Origin of the sequence: Streptomyces sp. NPDC003036 (assembly GCF_040611175.1) — a bacterium.
GTDB lineage: Bacteria > Actinomycetota > Actinomycetes > Streptomycetales > Streptomycetaceae > Streptomyces.
This window is the reverse complement of record NZ_JBEXNO010000005.1, coordinates 164,271-188,299: the sequence shown is the minus strand read 5'-3', so window position 1 is coordinate 188,299 and position 24,029 is coordinate 164,271. Positions and strand designations below refer to the sequence as shown.

17 protein-coding genes are annotated in these 24,029 nt (G+C 72.6%); 8 read left to right on the top strand and 9 right to left on the bottom strand.

Going from position 1 to position 24,029, the window contains the following annotated elements:
* Nucleotides 1-9 precede the first annotated feature (9 nt).
* Nucleotides 10-861, bottom strand: coding sequence for a DJ-1/PfpI family protein (locus tag ABZX67_RS06015; protein WP_355355198.1), 852 nt, complete (start codon nt 859-861; stop codon nt 10-12).
* Nucleotides 862-1,029: 168 nt separating this feature from the next.
* Here ABZX67_RS06015 and ABZX67_RS06010 point away from each other — a divergent pair, with 168 nt between their 5' ends.
* Together ABZX67_RS06010 and ABZX67_RS06005 are read left to right on the top strand one after the other, a co-directional pair.
* Entirely contained in the window at nt 1,030-1,539 is a 510-nt protein-coding gene (locus ABZX67_RS06010; RefSeq protein WP_355355195.1) for a hypothetical protein, read from the top strand.
* 88 nt (nt 1,540-1,627) lie between these two features.
* Nucleotides 1,628-2,497, top strand: a complete 870-nt coding sequence (locus tag ABZX67_RS06005) for an oxygenase MpaB family protein (protein WP_355355192.1) — start codon at nt 1,628-1,630, stop codon at nt 2,495-2,497.
* Here the strand turns inward: ABZX67_RS06005 and ABZX67_RS06000 are convergent.
* The 4 genes from ABZX67_RS06000 to ABZX67_RS05985 all read right to left on the bottom strand — a co-directional run bounded on the left by ABZX67_RS06000 (nt 2,469) and on the right by ABZX67_RS05985 (nt 7,459).
* Entirely contained in the window at nt 2,469-3,839 is a 1,371-nt protein-coding gene (locus ABZX67_RS06000; protein WP_355355189.1) for a GH1 family beta-glucosidase, read from the bottom strand. The genes ABZX67_RS06005 and ABZX67_RS06000 overlap by 29 nt on opposite strands.
* A gap of 41 nt (nt 3,840-3,880) precedes the next feature.
* The gene (locus ABZX67_RS05995) at nt 3,881-4,723 is read right to left on the bottom strand and encodes a carbohydrate ABC transporter permease (protein WP_355355186.1); all 843 of its coding nucleotides are present in this window, start codon (nt 4,721-4,723) and stop codon (nt 3,881-3,883) included.
* The gene (locus tag ABZX67_RS05990) at nt 4,720-5,658 is read right to left on the bottom strand and encodes a sugar ABC transporter permease (RefSeq protein ID WP_355355183.1); all 939 of its coding nucleotides are present in this window, start codon (nt 5,656-5,658) and stop codon (nt 4,720-4,722) included. Before ABZX67_RS05990 ends, ABZX67_RS05995 begins: the two co-directional genes overlap by 4 nt.
* 505 nt (nt 5,659-6,163) lie before the next feature.
* Nucleotides 6,164-7,459 carry an extracellular solute-binding protein gene (locus tag ABZX67_RS05985; protein ID WP_355355180.1) on the bottom strand — a complete coding sequence of 432 codons (1,296 nt, stop codon included), beginning with the start codon at nt 7,457-7,459 and terminating at the stop codon, nt 6,164-6,166.
* A 249-nt stretch (nt 7,460-7,708) separates the two neighbouring features.
* Here ABZX67_RS05985 and ABZX67_RS05980 point away from each other — a divergent pair, with 249 nt between their 5' ends.
* On the top strand, nt 7,709-10,480 hold the full coding sequence (locus tag ABZX67_RS05980) for a glycosyl hydrolase (protein WP_355355178.1): 2,772 nt from the start codon (nt 7,709-7,711) through the stop codon (nt 10,478-10,480).
* Nucleotides 10,481-10,531: 51 nt separating this feature from the next.
* Here the strand turns inward: ABZX67_RS05980 and ABZX67_RS05975 are convergent, their stop codons facing one another.
* Both ABZX67_RS05975 and ABZX67_RS05970 read right to left on the bottom strand, forming a co-directional pair.
* Nucleotides 10,532-11,593 carry a LacI family DNA-binding transcriptional regulator gene (locus ABZX67_RS05975; protein ID WP_355355259.1) on the bottom strand — a complete coding sequence of 354 codons (1,062 nt, stop codon included), beginning with the start codon at nt 11,591-11,593 and terminating at the stop codon, nt 10,532-10,534.
* 175 nt (nt 11,594-11,768) lie between these two features.
* Nucleotides 11,769-13,310, bottom strand: coding sequence for a M1 family metallopeptidase (locus ABZX67_RS05970; RefSeq protein WP_355355175.1), 1,542 nt, complete (start codon nt 13,308-13,310; stop codon nt 11,769-11,771).
* A 203-nt stretch (nt 13,311-13,513) separates the two neighbouring features.
* Between ABZX67_RS05970 and ABZX67_RS05965 the strand changes: the two genes are divergently transcribed.
* The 5 genes from ABZX67_RS05965 (at nt 13,514) to ABZX67_RS05945 (ending at nt 21,307) form a co-directional block, all read left to right on the top strand.
* Nucleotides 13,514-15,538: a Xaa-Pro dipeptidyl-peptidase gene (locus ABZX67_RS05965; RefSeq protein ID WP_355355172.1), complete on the top strand. Its 2,025-nt coding sequence runs from the start codon at nt 13,514-13,516 to the stop codon at nt 15,536-15,538.
* Entirely contained in the window at nt 15,535-16,833 is a 1,299-nt protein-coding gene (locus tag ABZX67_RS05960) for a M14 family metallocarboxypeptidase (protein ID WP_355355169.1), read from the top strand. The genes ABZX67_RS05965 and ABZX67_RS05960 overlap by 4 nt, the downstream gene beginning before the upstream one ends.
* 116 nt (nt 16,834-16,949) lie before the next feature.
* The gene (locus tag ABZX67_RS05955; protein WP_355355256.1) at nt 16,950-18,689 is read left to right on the top strand and encodes a BCCT family transporter; all 1,740 of its coding nucleotides are present in this window, start codon (nt 16,950-16,952) and stop codon (nt 18,687-18,689) included.
* 81 nt (nt 18,690-18,770) lie between these two features.
* Nucleotides 18,771-19,064, top strand: coding sequence for a hypothetical protein (locus ABZX67_RS05950; RefSeq protein ID WP_355355166.1), 294 nt, complete (start codon nt 18,771-18,773; stop codon nt 19,062-19,064).
* Nucleotides 19,065-19,666: 602 nt separating this feature from the next.
* Nucleotides 19,667-21,307, top strand: coding sequence for an ABC-F family ATP-binding cassette domain-containing protein (locus ABZX67_RS05945; protein ID WP_355355163.1), 1,641 nt, complete (start codon nt 19,667-19,669; stop codon nt 21,305-21,307).
* Between the two features lie 15 nt (nt 21,308-21,322).
* Here the strand turns inward: ABZX67_RS05945 and ABZX67_RS05940 are convergent, their stop codons facing one another.
* Nucleotides 21,323-21,502, bottom strand: a complete 180-nt coding sequence (locus tag ABZX67_RS05940; protein WP_355355160.1) for a hypothetical protein — start codon at nt 21,500-21,502, stop codon at nt 21,323-21,325.
* Nucleotides 21,503-21,585: 83 nt separating this feature from the next.
* The gene (locus ABZX67_RS05935) at nt 21,586-23,958 is read right to left on the bottom strand and encodes a Tex family protein (protein ID WP_355355157.1); all 2,373 of its coding nucleotides are present in this window, start codon (nt 23,956-23,958) and stop codon (nt 21,586-21,588) included.
* Nucleotides 23,959-24,029: the final 71 nt, after the last annotated feature.

Here is a 24,029-nt window from a genome sequence, read left to right as displayed (position 1 = left end):
CCGGAGGGCTCAGCGCGCCGCGGCGGCCGACGTCCACACCGTGCCGCGCGCCTCGTACTCGAGCATGGCCTCCAGGCCGGTCGCGGCGTCCGGACCCAGTTCCCGGCGTACGAGCCAGAGGCCCAGGTCCAGCCCGGATGTGACACCGCCGGCGGTCACCAGGTCACCGTCGTCGACGACCCGGGCGTTCTTCACCACGCCGCCCTGGTCCTGGAAATCCTGCCGTGCTCTGTGGTGGGTGGTGCAGGGCCGGTTCCGCGTCAGACCGGCCGCCGAGAGCGGCATCGTCCCCGTGCACAGCGCGCTGACGGTGAGGCCGGGCCGCGCCGCCACGGCCTGGGCCTTCGGCAGCGTGCCACGCTGGATCTCGGCCCAGACGCCGGGGCTGTCCCGGCGGGCGTATCCACCGCCCGGCACGACCAGCAGATCCGCCCCCACGGTCACGTCGGGGTACCGCGCGGCGAGGTCGTCCGCGAAGCGCCAGTGCGTCGTCGCCCGGCGCCCTTCGAGCAGTCCGGCCCGGGCTGGGACGAAGGCGCCCGTGCAGAAGGAGGCGATGTGTGATCCCGAGGCCGCCGCCTCCCTCAGCAGCCGGACCACCCGCGGGTGCGGCGTCTGGTCGGCGGCGATGCCCGGGACGATGAGGGTGTCCGCGCCGCGGGCGTCGGCCAGGGCGTACGGCGCGGTGAGGCGGAAGGGCTCCGCTTCACCCGCCCGCGTGGTGACGGCGCGGTCCGCGCAGACCCGGATCTCGTAGGCGGCCGACCCGTCGGGCCTGCGCGCGAAGGCGAACACCTGGCAGGGGATGGTCAAGCCGAGCGCTGACACTCCGTCAAGAGCCAGTACGGCAACCACATGCATGCGGCCGCACGGTACGCGACGTGCCCGCGCGTCACCGACGGAGCGGTCCGGCGGCGTCACGGCGACCAGGACGGAACGCGGGGGCCGCCGCGTCAACTCCCGTCAACACCGCTCGTGTCCCGCCCCGACCGGTCGGGACGGATCGAGATGACTCGGTAGGATCCGGACATGGACTCGACGGTGACTCTTGCCCGGAACGCCGAGGTGTTCCCCTTCGATCTCGGCCCGCTCAACCCCGTATGGGCGGAACTCATCATCGGCGTCGTGTTCTTCGGCGCCACCTTCCTCATCATGGCCAAGGTGATCCTGCCCCGGATCAACCGCACCCTGCAGCAGCGCCAGGACGCCATCGAGGGCGGCACCGACCGCGCCGAGGAACTGCGCGAGCAGGCCGCCCAGCTGCGTACCCAGTACGAGGCCGAGCTCGCCTCGGCGCGGCACGACGCCGCCCGCATCCGCGCCGAGGCGCACGAGCAGGGCGCGGCCGCCCTCACCGCCGCCCGCGAGGAGGGGGCGCGCGAGCGCGAGCGGATCCTCACCGCCGGGCACGCCCGCATCGCGGAGGAGCGCGCCGCCGCCGAGTCCCGCCTCGCCGACGACGTGGAGGCATGGGCGCGGACCCTCGCCGAGCGGATCATCGGCGAGCCCGTCTCCGCCCGCACCGCCGACCGCCGCTGACCCCAGGCCCGCGTCTCGCCCCCGGTGATCGATACTGGTAACGGGGCCCACCCCGGGCCCCGGAACCGCACCGAGGAGCACGTCGGCCATGGCAGCAGCAGACCCGGCACCGCCACCCCCCGGCGGCGTGCTGTGGACCCTCGCGGGCGACATACGCGGCCTGCTCATGCTGCCCGCCGCCCTCACCCTCCAGGTCGCCCACCCCGCCGTCGGCGCCGGCGTCGACGAGCACTCCGTCTTCCGCACCGACCCCTGGGGCCGCGGCGAGCGCTCCCTGCGCTCGCTCCAGCTGTGGGTGTACGGGGGCGAGGCCGCCGCCGAGGAGGGGCGCAGGCTCCGGCGGCTCCACAAGACCATCCAGGGCACCGACACCCGCGGCCGCCGCTACCACGCCCTCACCCCGGCCAACTACGCCTGGGTCCACGCCACCGGCTTCCCCGTCTTCCACCACGCCTACCGCTACCTCGTCCGCCCCATGACCGGGGCACAGGAGCGGCAGCTGTACGCCGAGTGGCTCCAGGTCGGCCGGATCCTCGGCCTCCACGACCGCGACATGCCGCAGACCATCGAGGACTTCTGGCCGTACTACCGCAAGGTCCTCGCCGAGGAGATCGAGGCCACCGTCGTCGTCCGCGAGCTCGTCGCCACCGACAGCCCGGTGCCCCCGCCCGACCGCGGACCCCTCCTGGCGCGGCTCCTCCTGCGCGCCCTGTGGCCGGTCCTGCTGCCGCCGCTCGCCCGCTTCCGCCGCTTCGTCACCATCGGCCTCATGCCGCCCGACGCGCGCGCCGCCCTCGGCCTGGAGTGGACGGACGGGCAGGAGCGCGCGCTGCGCCGCTTCGGCCGGGTCGTACGAGCCGTCGTCCCCGCCCTGCCCGAACGCCTGCGCTACCTCCCTCTCGCCCGCGAGGCGCGCCGGCGGCACCGCCTCAGCCCGGCAGCCCGCCCCGCGCGATGACGTCCGCGTACCACCGCGCACTGTCCTTCGGCGTACGCCGCTGGGACGCGAAGTCCACGTGCACGATGCCGAACCTCTTGCCGTAGCCGTACGCCCACTCGAAGTTGTCCAGCAGCGACCACAGGAAGTAGCCGCGCACGTCCACACCGTCCGCCAGCGCCCGGTGCACCGCGGAGATGTGCGCGCGCAGGTACGCCACCCGCTCGGGGTCGTGGACGTCGCCCGACGGATCGGCGTAGTCGTCGTAGGCCGCGCCGTTCTCCGTCACCATCAGTGGTACGGCGGGCAGCTCGTCACGCAGCCGTACCAGCAGCTCGTACAGCCCGTCGGCGTCCACCGGCCAGTCCATCGCCGTACGCGGACCCGGCGCCGGTACGAAGCGGACGTGCCCCTCCGCGCCGGGCCAGGGCGACGGCGACGCGGACGTGCCCGCCCCGACGACCGTGGGGGAGTAGTAGTTGATCCCCAGCGAGTCGACCGGCGCGGACGTCACCTCCAGGTCCCCGTCCCGCACGAACGACCAGTCCGTCAGCGCCGCCGTGTCCGCCACCAGGTCCGAGGGCAGCCGCCCGTGAAAGACCGGGTCCAGGAAGAGCCGGTTGCCCAGCGCGTCCACGCGCCGCGCCGCGTCCCGGTCCGCCTCCGAGCCCGAGAGCGCTCTCACCGCATGGAGATTCAGCGTCAGCGAGACCTCGGCCGCCGCCGGAAGAGCGGTCCGCAACGCCTGCACCGCGCGCCCGTGCGCCAGGTTCAGGTGGTGCGCGGCGCGCAGCGACGCGACCGGGTCCGTGCGGCCCGGCGCGTGCACCCCCGAGGCGTACCCGAGGAAGGCCGCGCACCACGGCTCGTTCAGCGTCGTCCAGGTGGCGACCCGGTCACCCAGCGCGCCCGCCACCAGCGTGGCGTACTCGGCGAACCGCTCCGCCGTCTCCCGCTGCGGCCAGCCGCCCGCGTCCTCCAGCTCCTGCGGCAGGTCCCAGTGGTAGAGGGTGGCCACCGGCCGGATGTCCGCGGCCCGCAACTCGTCCACGAGCCGCCGGTAGAAGTCCAGCCCCTTCTGGACCGCGGGCCCCCGCCCCGTGGGCTGCACACGCGGCCACGCCACCGAGAACCGGTAGTCCGTCACCCCCAGGTCCTTCATCAGCGCGACGTCCTCGCGCATCCGGTGGTAGTGGTCGGCGGCGATGTCCCCCGTGTCGCCGTTGCGGACCTTGCCCGGCGTACGGCTGAAGGTGTCCCAGATGGACGGCGTCCGGCCGTCCTCGTCGGCGGCACCCTCGATCTGGTACGCGGCCGTGGCCGTGCCCCAGCGGAAGCCGTCCGGGAAGGTGAGCTCGGTCATGAGACTCCCAACGCAAGAGAAGGAGAGGAAGGAACCGCAGGTCAGCCCTTGACGGCGCCCTGCATGATGCCGCCGACGATCTGCCGGCCCAGCAGGCCGAAGACCAGCAGCACGGGAAGGGTGCCGAGCAGCGTGCCCGCCATGATCACGGACTGGTCGTGCACATAGCCGCCGCCCAGCTGGCGCAGCGCGACCTGCACGGTCGGGTTCTGCGAGGACAGCGCCACGATGGGCCAGAAGAAGTCGTTCCAGGCCGCCATGAACGTCAGCATGCCCAGCACGGCCATCCCGGGCCGTGCCACCGGCACCACGATCGACCAGAAGATCCGCGCGTTCGACGCGCCGTCCACCCGCGCGGCCTCGATCAACTCGTCCGGCAGCGACTGCACCAGGAACTGGCGCATGAAGAACACCCCGAACGCCGACACCAGCCCCGGCAGGATCACCGACTGCAGCTGGTTCACCCACTCCAGCTTCGCGATCAGCATGAACAGCGGGATCACGCCCAGCTGCGGCGGGATCATCATCGTCCCCACGGTCACCGCCAGCAGCGCCCCCCGGCCGCGGAAGCGCAGCTTGGCGAAGGCGAACCCGGCGAGCGTGCAGCACAGCACCGTACCGACGGTGATCGAACCCGACACGATCAGGGAGTTCAGCAACGCCGTGCCGATGTCCGCCTCCTCCAGCACCGCCTCGACGTTCCGCATCAGGTTCGGGCCCGGCAGCAGCGCCGGCGGCACCTGCGCCAGATCCGCGTTCGAGCGGCTCGCGGCGACGATCGTCCAGTAGAACGGGAAGGCGGAGACGAGCACCGCGGCGATCAGGACCGCGTACGCCACGCGCCCCCCGTGCAACGTGCGCCCCGCGCGTCGCTTCACGGTCATCGGACGGCCTCCTTGCGGGCACGGCGGCGCACGACCAGGGCGTTGACCCCGACCAGTACCAGGATCAGCAGGAACATCACCCAGGCGACCGCGGCCGCCCGGCCCAGGTGGAAGAAGCCCCAGCCCTGCTCGTACAGGTACAGCCCGAGCGTCTGGTACTGGTGCGAGATGCCCCCCGACACACTGCCCTCGAAGAGCAGCGGCTCCCCGAAGAGCTGCGTCGCCCCGATCGTCGACACCACCACCGTGAACACGATCGTCGGGCGCAGGCCCGGCAGCGTGACATGCACGAACTGGCGCCAGCGCGACGCGCCGTCCATCTCCGCGGCCTCGTACAGCTCCGTCGGGATGGACTGCATGCCCGCGAGGTAGATCAGGGCGTTGTAGCCGGTCCACCGCCAGATGACGATCGTCGACACCGCGACCTGCGAGGCGACCGTCCCCGTCTGCCAGTCCACCGGCCCGACCCCGACCACGCCCAGCAGGTAGTTCACCAGCCCGAAGTCCCGCCCGAAGAGCTGCGCGAACACCAGCGTCGCGGCGGCGACGGACGTCGCGTACGGCAGCAGCATCGCCGTCCGGAAGAACGTACGGCCGCGGAGCTTGTAGTTGAGCAGGTGCGCCAGGCCCAGCGCCATCACCAGCTGCGGGACGGTGGAAATCACCCCGATGGTGAAGGTGTTGCGCAGCGAGATCCAGAAGAAGTCGTCGGCGAAGAGCGCGGTGTAGTTGCCGAGGCCGCGCCACTGCATGTCACCCGGGGTCTGGAGCTCGACGCGGTAGAGCGAGACGAACGCGGTGTAGAGGAGCGGGAAGAGACCGAAGGCGGCGAAGAGCGTGAAGAACGGCGCGATGTACGCGTACGGCGAGGCCGCCTGCCATATGCGCCGGTACGTCGCGCCGCGCGCGGCGGCGGGTGGTGCGGAGAGGGTCACGGTACGGGGCCCTTCGGTACGAAGTGGTTGCGCGGTTACGGGGTTGAGCGGGGCGGTGGCTTGTGCCCGGTGGGCGTGGGTCGGGTGCCGGGGGCTCCGGTGGGGGGCGGCCGGACTCTCGTTCACCGCGCTTCGCGCGCGTTCAGTCGTTTGACGTCCGGCCACCCCCCACGCTCCGCCTCCGTCCCCCTCACGTGCGTGGTCCCTCCCGCCGCCGGTGCGCGCATGCTCAGTGGGCACCGGTCCGCAGTCGGGCGACGGCCTCGGGGCGGGGCCGTGCAGGGTCGTCCCCGCAGCGGATGGGGGTACCTCCCGTGCCCGAAGGGCTACGGGGGAGGCGCCGAGACTGTTCCGCGTCCGTACGAACCCAAGGCCGCCGGCGTCGAGGAGTCGAGCCCGGAGGGGCCCCGCACCGCCACCCACCGGCGGCAGCCGAACCACGCGGGCGCCGCACGGCACGGCACCGTACCCAGCAGGGGCCAAGCCGCTGGCCCCGGAGGAACCCTCAGCCCGTCGCGTTCGCGACGCCCTTCCTCGCGGTGGACCACGCCTTCTCAGGCGCCGTCCCCTTGCGCTCCACCTCGCTGAGCGCGTTCGTGATCTGGTCCGCCACGTTCTTGTCGTGCACGCCCAGCACCTGCACCGGCGCCTCCTTCGCCGCCTCGCCGAAGATCCGCCCGATGGGCGCGCCCGAGAAGTACGGGTCCGTGGCGTCCGCGATCGTCGCGATGGCGCCCGTGGAGGACGGGAAGTTGCCCTGCGCGCGGAAGAGCTTGGCCTGCTGCTCGGGCGCGGTGAGCCACTGGATGAGCTCGTACGCCTCCTTCTTGTGCTTCGCCGCGCGCGGCACGGTCAGGTACGAGCCGCCCCAGTTCCCCGCACCGCCCGGCAGCTTGGCGATGTCCCACTTGCCGCGCCCGGCGTCCCCGGCCTGGCCCTTGATGTAGCCGAGCATCCACGCGGGGCACGGGATCGTCGCGAAGGACCCGGCCGCGAAGGCCTGGTTCCACTGGGGCGACCACTGGTCGAGCTTGGCGCTCAGGCCGGCCTCGGCCGCCTCGACCGCCGTGTCCCACGCGGCCTTGACGGCGGGGTTCTTGTCGTAGACGAGCTCGCCGGAGGCGTTGTAGTACCGCTCCTCCTCCTGGCCGATCATGATCGTGAAGAGGCTGCCCACGCTGTCGAGCCAGGCGCTCTTGCCGGGGGCCTTCGCCTTGTACTGCTTGCCCAGCTCCAGGTAGCCGTCCCAGGTGGACCACCGTGCGGCCAACTCGGTGCGGTCCGTGGGCAGCCCGGCCTGCTTGAGGAGGTCGGTGCGGTAGCACATCGCCTCGGGGCCCACGTCGGTGCCGAGCCCGAGGACGCGCCCGTCCTTGGTGGTCGCCGCCGACCACTTCGCCTCGGCGAACTGGCCTTTGAGCTTGTCCGCCCCGTACTTCGTCAGGTCCTCGAACTTGTCGGCCTGCTGCTGCGTGACGGACGCGATGCGGCCGACCTCGATGCCCTGGACGTCGGCGAGGCCGCCGCCGCCCGCGAGCCGGGTCTGGAGGGACTTCCAGTAGTCCTGCTCGTCCTCGGTGTCGGTCTGCTTGATCGTGATGCCGGGGTGCAGCTTCTCGTACTCGGCGTAGAGTCCGGCCTCCTTGTAGCCGAAGGAGCCGAAGAGGTCGACGGTGAGCGTGACCGTGCCGTCGGACGCCTCGTCGGAGGCGCCGGCTCCGCAGCCGGCGAGCAGGGCCCCGGTGAGCGCGACCGCGCCGAGTCGGACGGCGGCCCTTCTGGCGGCTCGGGCGATGGGCATGGGAAGCCTCCCTTGGCTTCGGGGGAGCGGGACGGCGCCGAGAGTGCTGAGAGCGCTCTCAAACAAGCTGCGTCGGAGCGTGCCCCGCCCGCCCCCGCGCCGTCAAGACTCGAACGCGTAACGGCGGCGCGAGCGCGTCAACTGCCGCCTACGCCCCGCGTATTGACAGGCTGTTTTAGGAGTTTTACGTTCCTGGCCATATGAGAGCGCTCTCAACGCTCACCCCCCATCCCCCTCGAGGTGCAGTCCATGCCATCCCCGCGCACCCGATCAGCCGCAGTGCTCCTGGCCACCACCCTGGCCACCTTCGGCCTCGCCGGGCCCACCGCCGCCCCGGCCGCCGCCGCCACCGTCCCCGTCGGCGCGGGCGGTTACTCCGACACCCGCCCCGCCGGCACCTCCGGCCCCACCACCAACACCGGCACCCCGGTCACCCCCAAGGTCACACCCGCGGCCCAGGGAAAGCCGGTCCCCACCAACGACTGGTGGTCCTCGCTCGCCTTCCAGCGCTACGGCGACAACCCCTGGTCCACCCCCATGTACGGCCACCCCCTCACCTACCAGGCCACCGCCGCCGGCCTGGACATCGGCTACCCCACGACCCCCGCCATCGTCGGGGACGGCCGCCAGTACGAGTACGCCCACAAGCGCGACCTCACCCTCGGCCTGACGGGGCTCAACTCGCCCGACACCAGGGCCGACTCCTGGTCCGACTGGACCGTCACGCCGTACTGGTCCGACGGGGCGCGCACACTCCGCACGACCATCGGCCACGGCCTGCCCTTCGTCTACGCCAAGGGCACCGGCGGCAGCGCACGCGTCACCACGGCCACCGCCCCGACCGTCTTCGCCGACCAGGGCAACGTCCTCGGCATCACCGTCGCCGGGCACCACTACGCCCTGTTCGCTCCCACCGGCACCGACTGGACCGTCTCCGGCTCCACGCTCACGGCGGCCCTCGGCGGCAAGGACTACTTCTCGCTCGCCGTCCTGCCCTCCACCGACGCGCTCGCCACCTACCGGAAGTACGCCTTCAGCTTCGTGACCGGCTCGCAGGTCGCCTGGAGCCACGGCGCGGGCACGGTCAGGGCCACGTACAGCCTCACCACCCAGCCGCAGGAGGGCACCGAGACCGGCACCCTCCAGGCCCTGTACCGCCACCAGTGGCTCAACACCGCGGACGCCCTCACCCCGTACACGTACGTCTCACCGCGCGGCACCATGAAGGTCCGCGAGGGCACGTCCTTCACGACCAGCCAGCGGGCCGCCGCCGTGCTGCCCGGCCTGCCGAAGACGTCCGGCGTCGACGCGGCCCGGCTGCGCGGCTACCTGAACGAGGTCGCGAACGCCCCCGACCCGCTGCAAGGCGCCACCGACACGTACTGGACCGGCAAGGCCCTCGGCCGCCTCGCCCAGCTCGTGCCGCTCGCCGAGCAGACCGGCGACACCGCCGTCCGCGACAAGCTGCTCGGCCTCCTCAAGGGCCGCCTCCAGGACTGGTTCACCGTGGGCGGCGGCAACGAGTTCTCGTACGACCGGACGTGGAAGACGCTGACCGGCTACCCCGCCTCGTACGGCAGCGACACCGAGCTCAACGACCACCACTTCCACTACTCGTACTACGTCTACGCGGCGGCGATCGTCGCCCAGTACGACCCCGCCTGGGCCGCCGACTCCGCCTGGGGCGGCATGGTCAAGACGCTCGTGCGCGATGCCGCCAACCCCAGCCGCACCGACGCCGCCTTCCCCTTCCTGCGCGGCTTCGACGTCTACGCCGGGCACAGCTGGGCCTCCGGCCACCAGGGCTTCGCCGCCGGCAACAACCAGGAGTCGTCGTCGGAGTCCACCAACCTCAGCGCGGGCCTGGTGCTGTGGGGCGCGGCCACCGGGGACACCGCCCTGCGGGACCTGGGCGTGTACCTGCTGACGACGGAGTCCGAGGCGATCACGCAGTACTGGTTCGACGCCGACCAGCAGGTCTTCCCCGCCTCCTTCGCGCACGACACGGCCGGCATGGTGTGGGGCAGCGGCGCCGCCTACGCGACCTGGTGGACCGCCAACCCCGAGGAGATCCACGGCATCAACGTCCTGCCCGTGACCGGAGGCTCCCTGCACCTCGCCGCCGAGAAGGCGGCGATCCGGCGCAACCTCGCCGAGATGGAGCGCGAGAACGGCGGCCCGGCCGTCGAATGGCGCGACATCCTGTGGGAGTTCCAGGCCCTCGCCGACCCCGCCGCCGCCAAGGCGAAGTGGGACGCGGGCCACGCCGCGTACACCCCGGAGGCGGGGGAGTCCAAGGCCCACACCTACCACTGGATCGCCACGCTGGACGCGCTCGGCGCCCCCGACGCCACCGTCACCGGCGACATCCCGACGTCGGCCGTCTTCACCAAGGGCACGGTACGCACCTACGCGGCGCACAACCACGGCTCCACCGCCCGGACCGTGACCTTCTCCGACGGCGCGAAGCTCACCGTCCCGGCCCGGTCGACCGCCGCCGGCACCGGTACCGGCGGCACCGACCCCGGGCCCGGTCCCTCCACCGGCGACACCTTCCAGCTGCGCACCGGCGGCACCCTGACGACCGCCGCGAACGGGACGGCCGGCAGCGACACCATCGCCTCGGCGGGCGGCGCCAACCACGACGGCACCCCGCACCAGCCGCTGGTGTACGAGGCGAAGGGCGTCAACGGCACGCTGGAGCCCGGCGCCGCCACCGCCTTCCGCCTCCAAGTGGACGCGGGCACCACGGTCGGCCTCGGCCAGCAGGCCCGGGTCAGCTACGACCTCACCGGCGACGGCACCTCCGAGCGGACGGAGACGTACCACTACTTCGCCACCGATCCGGTGGCCGGCTGGGAGGAGTACACGCAGGGGCGCGGCCTGAAGTCGGCGACCGGCACCCTGGGCGACCTCCGGGGCGGCACCGTACGCCTGGAGGTGTGGCACGCCATCGGCAACGGCACCGCCAAGCTCCAGACCGGTACGGACCGGTCCGTGCTCGTCATCCCGTACGCGTAGATCCTGTAGGCGTAGACCCCGTGCGGGTAGATCCCGTACGCGTCGCCGTCGTCAGGCCGACGCCCGGCGGACCAGTTCCGTCGGCATGATCACCGAGCCCGGGGCGCTGCTCGCCCCGGGCTCGGCGCCTTCCCGCTCGCCCAGCACGCGCATCAGTAGCCGGACCATGAGCCGGCCCATGCCCTCGATGTCCTGGCGGACCGTCGTCAGGGGCGGATCGGTCGCCTCCGCGATCGACGTCATGTCGTCGAAGCCCACCAGCGCCACGTCCTCGGGCACCCGCAGCCCGCGCTCGCGCAGCACGCGCAGGGCCCCCGACGCCATCAGGTCGTTCGCGGTGAACACCGCGTCCAGGTCCGGCCGGCGCTCCAGCAGCTCCGCCATCGCCCGGGCCCCGCTCTCCTCCGTGAAGTCGCCCTGCGCGATGAGGCCCGGTCCGGCGTCCAGCAGGACGTCCCGGTACCCGTCGAGCCGGTCCATCGCGGAGGTCTGGTCGCGCGGCCCGGCGATGTGCGCGACGCGCTCGCGGCCCAGGGCGAGCAGATGCCGTACGGCCTCGCGGGCGCCGCCGCGGTTGTCCGCGTCGACGTACGGCACGGCGAGGCCGCCGGTCGCACCGGGCCAGCCCGGCCGGCCGCCGAAGACCGCCGGGACCTGGACGCGCCGGATGATGGCGGGCAGTTCGTCGTCGTTGTGCACCGAGAAGGCGAGCGCACCGTCGACGTGCCCGCCGCCGAGGTAGCGGCCGATCCGGTCGTAGTCGCCCGGCCCCTCCACCCACAGCAGCACCAGCTGGGAGTCGTGCGCGGTCAGCTCGCGGCTGATGCCGCGCACCTGCTGCTCGAAGAACGGGTCGGAGAAGACCCGGAACTCGGGCTCCGCGATGATCACCGCCACCGCGCCGTTGCGGCGGGTCACCAGGGTGCGGGCCGCGTGGTTGGGGATGTACCCGAGCTCCTCGACCGCCCGGAGAACCTTCTCCACCAGGGGTCCCCGCACCCCCGTGCCGCCGTTCACGACGCGTGAGACCGTGGCCCGGGAGACCCCGGCGCGGGCCGCGACGGCTTCCAGGGTGGGCCGGGACCCGGGGGCGGGGCCGGGCGGTGCGGGCAGGGCGGGCAAGCGGGCTCCTCGGCGGCGCGGCGGACCGTGTACGCGGGTGCGTCGTGCGCGTACAGGAGCAGGGTAGCCGGTCCGGGCTCCGTGTGAGAGCGCTCTCAGACAGCAGTGGTCGGCGGAGCCGCCGCCCTCACGGCAGGGTGGCGGCGGCGGCTCCCGGCGGCACGCCTCAGTGGTCGTGCTCGTGCCCGTCCTCGTGCCCGTGGTCGTGGATCGTGTTCGTCGCGGCGATCTTCTTCCACGACTTCGGCTGGGCGGGGCCGTCCGCCGCTGCCGTCGCCGCCCGCGAACGCTCCGCGATCCCCGACTCGGCCGCCGTGGGCGCCTCCGGCTTCGACGGCTGGTACAGCCAGGTGTCGAAGAGCCCGGCGAGCGGCTTGCCCGAGATCCGCTCGGCGTACGACACGAAGTCGCTCACCTTGGCGTTGCCGTACGCCCGCTCGGTCGGCCAGCCCTTGAGGATGGCGAAGAAGTCCTCGTCGCCTATCTCGTTGCGCAGCGCCTGGAGCGCGAGCGCGCCCCGGTCGTACACGGCGATGTCGAACTGCTTGTCCGGCCCCGGGTCACCCGGCTTGACCGTCCAGAACGGGTCCTCGGCCGCACGCGTGGCGTACACGTAGTCCGCCAGCTCCTGCGCCGTGCCCTCGCCCTCCTTCTCCGACCAGAGCCACTGGCTGTAGCGGGCGAAGCCCTCGTTGATCCAGATGTCCTTCCAGCCCTCCACCGACACGCTGTCGCCGTACCACTGGTGCGCCAGCTCGTGCACGACCACCGAGACGTTCGCGCCGTTGGCGAACTGCCGGGGGCTGTAGAACGGCCGGGTCTGCGTCTCCAGGGCGTACCCGCTCGTCACGTTGGGCACGTACCCGCCGAGCGCGTTGAAGGGGTACGGTCCGAAGACCTCCTCCAGCCACTCGGCGACCTCCTTGGTGCGCTCGATGCTGGCGCGCGCCGCGCCCGCGTTGTCGCCGAGGTCCTTGCTGTACGCGTTGAGGACGGGCAGCCCCTTGTCGGTCTTGTCCGTCGTGATGTCGAACTTGCCGACGGCGAGCGTGGCGAGGTAGGTGGCCTGCGGCTTGTTGGAGCGCCAGTTGAAGCGCGTCCAGCCGAGCCGCGACGACTGCGACTGCAGGACGCCGTTGGAGATGGCCTGTGTGCCGTCCGGGACGGAGACCGAGATGTCGTACGTCGCCTTGTCCAGCGGGTGGTCGTTGGAGGGGAACCACCACACGGCCGAATCCGGCTCCTGCGCGGCGACACCGCCGTCCGGCGTACGGTGCCAGGCCGTCCAGCCGCCGATCTTCAGCTCGGACGGCTTGCCCGCGTACCGCACGACGACCGAGATCGCCCGGCCCTTCTCCAGCGGCGTGGCCGGGGTGATCTCCAGCTCGTGGTCGCCGGTCGCGGCGAACTTCGCCCGGGTGCCGTTCACCCGCACCTCGCTGGCCTTGAGCCCCAGGTCCAGGTTGAAGCGGGACAGGTTCTGCTTGGTGGTGGCGAGGATCGTCGCCGTGCCCTCCAGCAGGTCGGTCTTCGGCTGGTACTTCAGGCGCAGGTCGTAGTGCGACACGTCGTACCCGCCGTTGCCACTGGCCGGGTAGTAGGGGTCGCCGATGCCGGCGGCGCCGGGGGCGTAGTCGGCGGCCGATGCCGGGATCGCCAGCATCAGCGAGACCGCGAGTGCGCTCGGGACGATCAGTCTGCGGTGCACGTCAGGCTCTCCAAGTCGTAGGACCATAAGATCTTCTGAAGGTTATTCAGCCCTCTCCCGCACAGTCATGTCCATGGCCCCATCCGTCACACGATCGCCATTCGGCCGACATGAACCGCCCTCGCCCGCACCGCCCCGCATGCCCCTTTGATGCCGTTCCGGCACTCTTTTGCGCGGCAGTCGACCCGTGTACGTTCCCGGCCATGCCCCTACATGTACGCGTCACCCGCCCGGCGAGGAGATCCCTGGCTGTGGCGGCTTCGGCCGCACTGCTGACCGTCGCTCTGACCCCGATGGCGAGCGCGCGGAGCGACGCTGGCGTCGCCGCGCCGCCGCCCCATGAGTCCCGTGCGCCCCGCGAGTCCGCCCCCGTCTACGCGTACGACGACGCCGTCCGCGAGTCCGTCTGGGTCGACACCGGGCTCGACGGCGACCGCGACGGGAAGTCCGACCGGGTCGCCGCCGACATCATCCGGCCGCGCGAGGCCGAGCAGCAGGGCCGCAAAGTCCCCGTGATCATGGACGCCAGCCCGTACTACTCCTGCTGCGGGCGCGGCAACGAGAGCCAGAAGAAGACGTACGACGCCGACGGCAGGCCCGTCCAGTTCCCCCTCTTCTACGACAACTACTTCGTGCCGCGCGGGTACGCCTTCGTCGCCGTCGACCTCGCCGGAACCAACCGCTCCGACGGCTGCGACGACGTCGGCGGACCCTCCGACATCCAGTCCGCCAAGGCCGTCGTCGACTGGCTGAACGGCCGCGCCCCCGCCTACACCAGCCGCACCGGCTCCGAGCGGGCCCGCGCCACCGGCTGGACCACCGGTGACACCGGCATGATCGGCAAGAGCTGGGACGGCACCATAGCCAACGGCGTCGCCGCCACCGGCGTCGAGGGCCTGAAGACCATCGTCCCGATCGGCGCCATCTCCTCCTGGTACGACTACTACTTCGCCAAGGGCGCCCCGCTCTACGAGTCCGGCCCCGAATGGCTCTCGCACCACGTCAACAGCCCCGACGCCCGCGCCCGCTGCGGCCACGTCCAGCAGCGCCTCGTCGACGGCGCGCCGCGCACCGGCGACCGGACCCCCCTGTGGGACGAGCGGGACTACGTCCCCGACGCGGGCAAGGTGAAGGCCAGCGTCTTCGTCGTCCACGGACAGCAGGACCTCAACGTCCGCGCCAAGCACTTCGGCCAGTGGTGGGACGCCCTCGCCTCGCAGGGCGTCGAGCGCAAGATCTGGCTCTCCCAGACCGGCCACGTCGACCCCTTCGACTTCCGCCGCGCCGAGTGGGTGCGCACGCTGCACCGCTGGTTCGACCACCATCTCCTCGGCTACGACAACGGCATCGACCGCGAGCCGATGGCCGACATCGAGCGCGCCCCCGACCAGTGGTCCACCGACCGCGTCTGGCCGCCGCGCGGCACCGCCGCCACCACCCTGCGGCCCGGCACGGGCGCGGCACCCGGGGTCGGCACCCTGTCGCTCGCCCCGGCGCGGCCGGGCACGACGGAGACCTTCACCGACGACCCGAGCCTGAGCGAGATCGACTGGGCGTCCCACATCGACACGTCCACCCCGGCCAAGGCGGGCTTCGTCTCCCGGCCGCTCGCCAAGGACCTGCGCCTGTCCGGCTCCGCCACGGTCACCGTCACCGCCACCCCGAACACCACCAGCGCACACCTGACCGCCGTCCTCGTCGACCTCGGCCCCGACACCATCCGCGACTACGCGGCACGCGGCGAAGGCATCACCACACTGACCGAGCGCAGCTGCTGGGGCGCGAGCACGGCCGGCGACAGCGCCTGCTTCAAGGAGACCGAGGCCAAGACGGCCGACGTCGACTTCACCGTCTTCAGCCGGGGCTGGGCCGACCTCGGCAACTGGGCCGACGACCGGCAAGGCCGCCCGCTGACCCCCGGCAAGGCCCACACCATCACCCTCGACCTCGCCGCCACCGACCACGTCGTCCCCGCCGGGCACCGCCTCGCGCTCGTCATCGGCGGGACCGACGCGGGCCTCATCGACCCGCCCGCGAGCACGCCCACCCTCACCCTCGACCTCGCCCGCACCCGGGCGAAGCTGCCGGTCGTCGGCGGGGCGGGAGCGTACCTGCGCGCCACCTCCGGCACGAAGCCCCACACCCCGGGCAAGGCGCCGCTCGACGGTGTCGCCGAGCCCCGCGCCACGACCCCGATACCGTCGGTCGCGGGAGGCCGCGCCCGATGAGACCCCACATACGCACGGCCATCCTCTCCATCACGGCCACCGCCCTCGCCCTCCCGCTCCTCACCGCCCCCGCGTCACAGGCCTCGTCCGCCACCGCGCCGCCGCGCACCGGCTTCGAGGCGAGCGCGGGCGCCCGCTGGACCACCCAGGCCGAGGAACAGCGCTTCCTCGCCGCCGTCGACCGGGCGAGCGACCGCGTGTCGACGTCCACCATCGGTACGACGAAGCAGGGCAGGCCCCTCCAGCTCGTGACCGTCGGCACCGCCCGTGCCCCCCACACCGTGCTGCTCGTCTGCAGCCAGCACGGTGACGAACCGTCCGGCCGCGAAGCCTGCCTCACCACCGTCCGCGACCTCGCGTACGCCGAGGACGCCGGCACCCGGCGCTTCCTGTCCCGTACGACCGTCCTCGTCGTGCCGACCGCCAACCCCGACGGCCGCGCCGCCCACACCCGCACCAACGCCGACGGCGTCGACGTCAACCGCGACCACGTCGCCCTGAAGACCGCCGAGGGCCGCGCCCTCGCCGCCGTACTGCGCGACCACCGCCCCGACGTCGTGTACGACCTGCACGAGTACGACGCCACCCCGCCGTACTACGACAAGGCGCTGCTGTCGCTGTGGCCGCGCAACCTCAACACCCACGCGCGCGTGCACGACGAGGCGCACGGCCTGTCCGAGTCGTACGTCCGCCCCGCCGCCGAGCGCGCCGGGTTCAGCAGCGGCGTCTACGGCATCTGGACCGACCCCGCCACCGGCGAGCCCCTCAAGCAGGTCGCCGGCGACGGCCAGGAGCGCATCCTGCGCAACACGGCCGGCCTCAAGCACTCCGTCGGCCTGCTCGTCGAGACGCGCGTCACGCCCCTCACGGACGAGGAGAAGCGGGACACCGCCGTCAACAACCGCCGCCGCGTCACCACCCAGCTCACCGCCCTCGACGGCCTCATGCGGTACGCCGACGAGCGGCGCGGCCGCATCGAGGCGGCCACCACGACGGCCCGGCTCGCCGGCCTGGCCGACCGCGGCCCCGTCCACCTCGGCGGCGCCGACAACGACCCGGCCGAGCCGGCGGAGACCATCCAGGACCCGCCCTGCGCCTACCGCCTGAGCCCCGCTCAGTACGCCGGTGTCCACGACGAGCTCGCCCTCCACGGCGTGCGCGTCACGCGGCCGGACGGCGGCGACGGCTCCGTACGCGTACCGCTGCGGCAGCCCGCACGCGCCCTGGTGCCCCTGCTCCTCGACGCGCGCGCCGCGTACCACCTCACGGCGGGAGAGCCCATGACCGCCTGTTGATCCCGATTCGTGTGGTGCACGTGTGGTAGGGGGTACCGAGAGCGAAATCACCCATGGATTCGTGAAAGGTGCCGCCTGTGTCGCACGACGAACGCAAACCGGGACAACGGTTGCGGCTGCCGGTGAAGGCGGCCCTCCCGGGCCGCCACCCGCACGAGGAGAAGCCGCCCGTGACCGACGCGGTGGTGTTCGGCGTGGCGGCCGTCCTCACCCTCGCCTTCGTCATCTGGGGCGCCACCGCGACCAAGTCCCTGGAGAGCCTCTCCGACTCCATGCTCGGCGGGCTGATGCACAACGGCGGCTGGGCGTTCGTCCTGGCCGCCTCGGGCTTCGTCGTCTTCGCCCTCTGGCTCGCCGTCAGCCGCTACGGCCGCATCGAGCTCGGGCAGGAACACGAGGAGCCGGAGTTCAAGACCGTCTCGTGGGTCGCGATGATGTTCAGCGCGGGCATGGGCATCGGGCTGATGTTCTACGGGGTCAGCGAGCCCCTCGCGCACTACACCACGCCGCCGCCGGGCACCGACCCCGCCGACTCGGCGGACGCCATGCAGACGGCGCTCGCGACCACGCTCTTCCACTGGACCCTGCACCCCTGGGCCATCTACGCCGTGGTGGGCCTGGCCATCGCGTACAGCACCTTCCGGCGCCGCAGGCGGCAGAACATCAGCGCCGTCTTCACCCCGCTGATCGGCAAGAGGCGGGCCGAGGGAGCGCCCGGCCGGGTGATCGACATCCTCGCCATCTTCGCCACGCTCTTCGGCTCCGCCACCTCCCTGGGCCTGGGCGCGCTCCAGATCGGCAGCGGCATGCGCGAGGTGGGCTGGCTGGACAAGGCCGGGACCGGACTGCTGGTCTCCATCATCGCCGTGCTGACGGTGTGCTTCGTCCTCTCGGCGGTCTCGGGAGTGGAGCGCGGCATCCAGTGGCTCTCCAACACGAACATGGTGCTGGCCCTCGTGCTCGCCGCCTTCGTCTTCATCGCCGGCCCCACCATCCTGGTCCTCGACCTGATCCCCACCTCGCTCGCCTCCTACCTCGGTGAGCTGCCGCAGCTCGCCGGGCGCACGGAGGCGGCGACCGGCGGCGGCGACGTGGCCGACTGGCTCAGCAGCTGGACCGTCTTCTACTGGGCGTGGTGGATCTCCTGGACGCCGTTCGTCGGCATGTTCATCGCCCGCATCAGCCGGGGGCGGACCATCCGCCAGTTCGTCGGCGGCGTGATCCTGGTGCCCAGCACGGTGAGCCTGATCTGGTTCGCCGTCTTCGGCGGCACCGCCATGCGCCTCGAGGAGCGGGGCCGGCTCCAGGCCGACGCGACGCCGGAGGCACAGCTGTTCGGCGTGCTCCAGGAGTTCCCGATCGCCGGTGTGATGAGCCTGGTGGTCATGATCCTCGTCGGCATCTTCTTCATCTCCGGCGCCGACGCGGCCTCCATCGTGATGGGCACGCTCTCCCAGAAGGGCACCTTCGAACCGGCCCGGTTCGTCGTCGTCTTCTGGGGCATCGTGACGGGCGCCGTCGCGGCCGTGATGCTGCTCGTCGGCGAGGGCAAGGGCGACGCGCTCGCCGGTCTCCAGCACCTGACGATCCTCGTCGCGGCGCCGTTCGTCCTGGTGATGGTCGGCATGTGCTGGGCCCTCATGCGGGACCTCCGGCAGGACCCGCTGATCGTCCGCGGCGAACTCGCCGAGGAGGCCGTGGAGGAGGCGGTGATCGCGGGCCACGAGAAGTACGCGGGCGAGTTCGAGATCCGGATCGGGCCGGCCGAGCCGGACGCCGGGCATGGGCGCGGGGCAGGGCCGGAGGGTGGCGAGGAGCCGGGGGAGGAGCACGACCGGCCGTCCGGGGAGCGGTGATCACTGCGCTATTGTTACCACTCGGTAATGATCACCCCCCACGAACGGGCCCGCACAGCCCGGAAGTTGAGGTCCCCTTATATGCGTGTACGTATTTCCGCGCTCGCCGTCTCCGCCCTCGTGGCCGGCGGGCTCCTGATCGGCGGCGCCCACGTGGAGCAGCCCGCGGTCGACCTGGTCGCCAAGACGGTCACCTGCAACATCTCGCAGATGCAGAAGCAGATCGCCGACCTGCGGCAGAAGGCCCAGCGCCTGGAGCACGACGGCGCCAAGGCCGAGGCCCGCAAGGCCCGCGCGCAGGCCACGGCGATCGAGCGCAAGATGCGGGCCTGCATCGACAGCGACAACAACGCGAGCAAGCCGTTCCCGGGCTGAGCCTCGCCGCGCCCGTCTCCGTCACGGACTGAACCGCGCGTCGCGGCCCGAGCCCGGCCGATGACGCGTGGACTCCGAGACCACCGGCCGGCCTCGGACCTCCCCACGAGGGAGGCCGAGCGGCCGGGATCCCCGAAAGGGCCGCCACCCGCGGCCCTTTCGGCATGTTCGGGCCACCGCGGCGGCACGGTGGCCGAGCGCCGGCCGCGGGCGTACTCCGGGCATGTCTGCCGAGCAGGAGCACGACCCCGAGCGCGGTCCCGAGCCCCACGCTCGGCGCGACCACGCGGACGGACGCGCCTACGCGACCTTCGCGCCGGCCCCGGCCGTCAGGGCCGGGGCCGTCCTGGCGCGCGGCCGAGACGGTCGCGTACGTCGACGGCCCCCGGCCTGTCGTTCCGCTGCTCGCCGCGCAGATCGAGCGGGCCCCACCTCTTCGGCGGCGTCCTGGAACCGGGCCGGGCACCGCCTCCCACTGGACGCCCGCGTGGCGGGGAGCGGCCGGGCGTACCTGGTGGCCCGGGCCATGGGCGGCGTGCTCGTCGCCCCGTGACACCGCCGCCCGGCACGACCCGGAGGACAGGCCCTAGGATCGACCCGCTATGACTGCCACTCTCGTCGCCAAGGACCTCGCCGCCGGCCACGGCGAACGCTCCCTCTTCTCCGGCCTCGACCTCGTCGTCGCGCCCGGCGACGTCATCGGCCTCGTCGGTGTCAACGGCGCGGGCAAGTCGACCCTGCTCCGGCTCCTCGCCGGGCTCGACACGCCCGAGCACGGGGAGCTGCGCCTCTCGCCGCCGACCGCCACCGTGGGCCACCTCCCGCAGGAGCCGGAGCGCCGGGAGGGCGAGACCGTACGCGGCTTCCTCGCGCGCCGCACCGGCGTCGCCGCCGCCCAGGAGGCGATGGACGCGGCCACCCAGGCGCTCGTCGACGGCGCGCCCGGCGCCGACGACGCCTACGCCACCGCCCTGGAGCGCTGGCTGGACCTCGGCGGCGCCGACCTCGACGAACGCGCCGAGGAGGTCACCGACTCCCTGGGCCTCACCGTCGGCCTCGACCTGCCGATGACCGCGCTCTCCGGCGGCCAGGCCGCCCGCGCCGGTCTCGCCTCCCTGCTCCTCTCCCGCTACGACGTCTTCCTGCTCGACGAGCCGACCAACGACCTCGACCTCGACGGTTTGGAGCGGCTGGAGCGCTTCGTCACCGGCCTGCGCGCCGGGACGGTCGTCATCAGCCACGACCGCGAGTTCCTCGCCCGCACCGTCACCAAGGTCCTCGAGCTCGACCTCGCCCAGCAGCAGATCCGGCTGTTCGGCGGCGGCTACGACGCCTATCTGGAGGAGCGGGAGACCGCCCGGCGCCACGCCCGCGAGGACTTCGAGGAGTACGCCGACAAGAAAGCCGCCCTCGAAGGCCGCGCCCAGATGCAGCGCTCCTGGATGGACAAGGGCGTCAAGAACGCCCGCCGCAAGGCGGGTAACGACAACGACAAGCTCGGCCGCAAGTTCCGCAGCGAGGCGAGCGAGAAGCAGGCCGCCAAGGCCCGCCAGACCCAGCGCATGATCGAGCGCCTGGACGTCGTCGAGGAGCCCCGCAAGGAGTGGGAGCTGCGGATGGAGATCGCCGCCGCCCCGCGCTCCGGCGCCGTCGTCGCCACCCTGCGGGACGCGGAGGTCCGGCGCGGCGACTTCCGCTTCGGCCCGGCCACCCTCCAGATCGACTGGGCCGACCGGGTCGCCATCACCGGCGCCAACGGTGCGGGCAAGTCCACCCTGCTCGCCGCCCTCCTGGGCCGCCTCCCCTTGGACGCGGGCCACGCCGCCCTCGGATCGGGCGTCGTCGTCGGCGAGGTCGACCAGGCCCGCCGCCTCTTCCACGGCACCGAGTCGCTGCTGGACGCGTTCTGCGCCGCCGTACCGGACACCGAGCCCGCCGACGTACGCACGCTGCTCGCGAAGTTCGGCCTGAAGTCCCACCACGTCCTGCGGCCCGCCACGTCCCTCTCCCCGGGGGAGCGGACCCGAGCCGCGCTCGCCCTGCTCCAGGGGCGGGGCGTGAACCTGCTCGTCCTGGACGAGCCGACCAACCACCTCGACCTGCCCGCGATCGAGCAGCTGGAGTCCGCGCTCGACTCCTACACGGGCACGCTGCTGCTGGTCACCCACGACCGCCGCATGCTGGACGCGGTGCGTACGACCCGCCGCGTCGAGGTGGCGGACGGCAAGGTCACGGAGGTCTGACGCCCGTCCGGCCGCCTACGGGCGGTCCTCGGGCTCCTCGTACGGCTCCTCGAACGGCTCGTCGTCGCGCCGGACCGGACCCGGGGTCTTCGCGGACCGGTCGTCGCCGGGCTTGCGTTCCTTCTGCCGGGCGTCCCGCTTCTCCTCCTGGAGGTGCTTGCGGACTTCCTCGGGCTTGTCTCCGACCTGGTTCATGCGGCCAGGGTCACACAGCCCGTACGCGCCCGCACGCCGGGCGGGCGGCAGTGCCTCGGGGGCACCACCGCCCGCCCTCCGCCTCAGCGCCGGCCCTTGCCACCGCCGGCACCGCCGCCCAGCAGGCCCGCCTTGCGCAGGGCGTCCGCCATGGCGCTGTTCGCGGGTGCCGGCGCCTGGCTCTGGCCCTGGGCCTTACGGCCTCCGCCGCCTCCGCCCTTGCGCTGCTGCGGCGGCCGGCCGCCCCGTTCCCGCTCCCGCTTCGGCGCGCCGGAGCCGGACTCGGCGGCGTCGTCGTCGAGCCGCAGCGTCAGCGAGATCCGCTTGCGCGGAATGTCGACCTCCAGCACCTTCACCTTCACCACGTCGCCCGGCTTCACCACCTCGCGCGGGTCCTTGACGAAGTTCCGCGACATGGCCGAGACGTGCACGAGCCCGTCCTGGTGCACACCGACGTCCACGAAGGCGCCGAAGGCGGCCACGTTCGTGACCACACCCTCCAGCACCATCCCCGGCTCCAGGTCGCCGATCTTCTCGACGCCCTCCTTGAAGGTGGCCGTCTTGAACGCGGGCCGCGGGTCCCTACCCGGCTTCTCCAGCTCGCGCAGGATGTCGGTGACCGTCGGCAGACCGAAGGTCTCGTCCACGAAGTCGTCCGCCCGCAGCGACCGCAGCACCGACGTGTTGCCGATCAGCGAGGCCACCTCGCCGCCCGTCGTCTTCACGATCCGCCGCACCACCGGGTACGCCTCCGGGTGCACGCTCGACGCGTCCAGCGGGTCGTCGCCGCCCCGGATGCGCAGGAAGCCCGCACACTGCTCGTACGCCTTCGGGCCGAGCCGCGGCACGGCCTTGAGCGCCTTGCGGGACCGGAAGGGCCCGTTGGCGTCCCGGTGCGCCACGATGTTCTCGGCGAGTCCGGCCCCGATGCCCGACACGCGCGACAGCAGGGGCGCCGACGCGGTGTTGACGTCGACCCCGACGCCGTTCACACAGTCCTCGACCACCGCGTCCAGCGACCGCGACAGCTTCACCTCGGACAGGTCGTGCTGGTACTGACCGACGCCGATCGACTTGGGGTCGATCTTCACCAGCTCGGCGAGCGGGTCCTGGAGGCGGCGCGCGATCGACACCGCCCCGCGCAGCGAGACGTCGAGGTCCGGCAGCTCCTGCGAGGCGAAGGCGGAGGCCGAGTACACCGAAGCGCCCGCCTCCGACACCATCACCTTGGTGAGGTTCAACTCCGGATGCCTGGCGATGAGTTCGGCGGCGAGCTTGTCGGTCTCGCGGGACGCGGTGCCGTTGCCGATGGCGATCAGCTCGACCGCGTGCTCCTTCGCGAGCCGGGCCAGGGTCGCCAGCGCCTGGTCCCACTTGTTGGCCGGCACGTGCGGGTAGATCGTGTCGGTGGCGACGACCTTGCCGGTCGCGTCGACGACGGCGACCTTCACGCCCGTACGGAAACCGGGGTCGAGCCCCAGCGTCGCACGCGTCCCGGCGGGGGCCGCCAGCAGCAGGTCGCGCAGGTTCGCGGCGAAGACCCGCACCGCCTCGTCCTCCGCCGCCGTCCGCAGCCTCAGCCGCAGGTCGATGCCGAGGTGGACCAGGATGCGGGTGCGCCACGCCCAGCGGACCGTGTCGGCGAGCCACTTGTCGCCCGGCCGCCCCCGCTGCGCGATCCCGAAGCGGGAGGCGATGATCGCCTCGTACGACGAGGGGCCCTCGACCGGCTCCTCCGGCTCCAGGACGAGGTCGAGGACCTCCTCCTTCTCGCCGCGGAACATCGCCAGCACCCGGTGCGAGGGCAGCTCGGTGAAGGGCTCGGCGAAGTCGAAGTAGTCGGCGAACTTCGCGCCGGCCTCCTCCTTGCCCTCCCGGACCTTCGCCACCAGCCGGCCGCGCGTCCACATCCGCTCGCGGACCTCGCCGATCAGGTCGGCGTCCTCCGAGAACCGCTCGGTGAGGATGGCGCGGGCGCCCTCCAGCGCGGCGGCGGGGTCCGCGACGCCCTTGTCGGCGTCGACGAACGCGGCGGCCGCCGCCAGCGGCTCCACCGACGGGTCGGCGAGCAGCCCGTCCGCGAGCGGCTCCAGACCCGCCTCGCGCGCGATCTGCGCCTTGGTGCGCCGCTTGGGCTTGAACGGCAGGTAGATGTCCTCCAGGCGCGCCTTGGTGTCCGCCTCCCGGATCCGCGCCTCGAGCTCCTCGGTCAGCTTGCCCTGCTCGCGTACGGAGTCGAGGATCGCGGTCCGCCGCTCCTCCAGCTCCCGCAGGTAGCGCAGCCGCTCCTCGAGCGTGCGCAGCTGCGCGTCGTCGAGCATCTCGGTCGCTTCCTTGCGGTAGCGCGCGATGAACGGCACGGTCGACCCGCCGTCGAGCAGCTCGACGGCCGCCCTCACCTGCCGCTCGCGTACGCCGAGCTCCTCGGCGATCCTGCCTTCGATGGACGTCGTCACGGTGTCCCGACTCGCCTTCTCGTGCCTACCAGCTTGAGCCTGCATTCTGCCGGGTCACCGCACGACGTGTC

Bases quoted from the DNA above. Each gene is read 5' to 3' on its own strand.
- ABZX67_RS05950 (WP_355355166.1), top strand. From the start codon at position 18,771: ATGCGTGTACGTATTTCCGCGCTCGCCGTCTCCGCCCTCGTGGCCGGC.
- ABZX67_RS06015 (WP_355355198.1), bottom strand. From the start codon at position 861: ATGCATGTGGTTGCCGTACTGGCTCTTGACGGAGTGTCAGCGCTCGGC.
- ABZX67_RS06000 (WP_355355189.1), bottom strand. From the start codon at position 3,839: ATGACCGAGCTCACCTTCCCGGACGGCTTCCGCTGGGGCACGGCCACG.
- ABZX67_RS05940 (WP_355355160.1), bottom strand. From the start codon at position 21,502: ATGAACCAGGTCGGAGACAAGCCCGAGGAAGTCCGCAAGCACCTCCAG.
- ABZX67_RS05980 (WP_355355178.1), top strand. From the start codon at position 7,709: ATGCCATCCCCGCGCACCCGATCAGCCGCAGTGCTCCTGGCCACCACC.
- ABZX67_RS05985 (WP_355355180.1), bottom strand. From the start codon at position 7,459: ATGCCCATCGCCCGAGCCGCCAGAAGGGCCGCCGTCCGACTCGGCGCG.
- ABZX67_RS06010 (WP_355355195.1), top strand. From the start codon at position 1,030: ATGGACTCGACGGTGACTCTTGCCCGGAACGCCGAGGTGTTCCCCTTC.
- ABZX67_RS05995 (WP_355355186.1), bottom strand. From the start codon at position 4,723: ATGACCGTGAAGCGACGCGCGGGGCGCACGTTGCACGGGGGGCGCGTG.
- ABZX67_RS05960 (WP_355355169.1), top strand. From the start codon at position 15,535: ATGAGACCCCACATACGCACGGCCATCCTCTCCATCACGGCCACCGCC.
- ABZX67_RS06005 (WP_355355192.1), top strand. From the start codon at position 1,628: ATGGCAGCAGCAGACCCGGCACCGCCACCCCCCGGCGGCGTGCTGTGG.
- ABZX67_RS05945 (WP_355355163.1), top strand. From the start codon at position 19,667: ATGACTGCCACTCTCGTCGCCAAGGACCTCGCCGCCGGCCACGGCGAA.
- ABZX67_RS05965 (WP_355355172.1), top strand. From the start codon at position 13,514: ATGCCCCTACATGTACGCGTCACCCGCCCGGCGAGGAGATCCCTGGCT.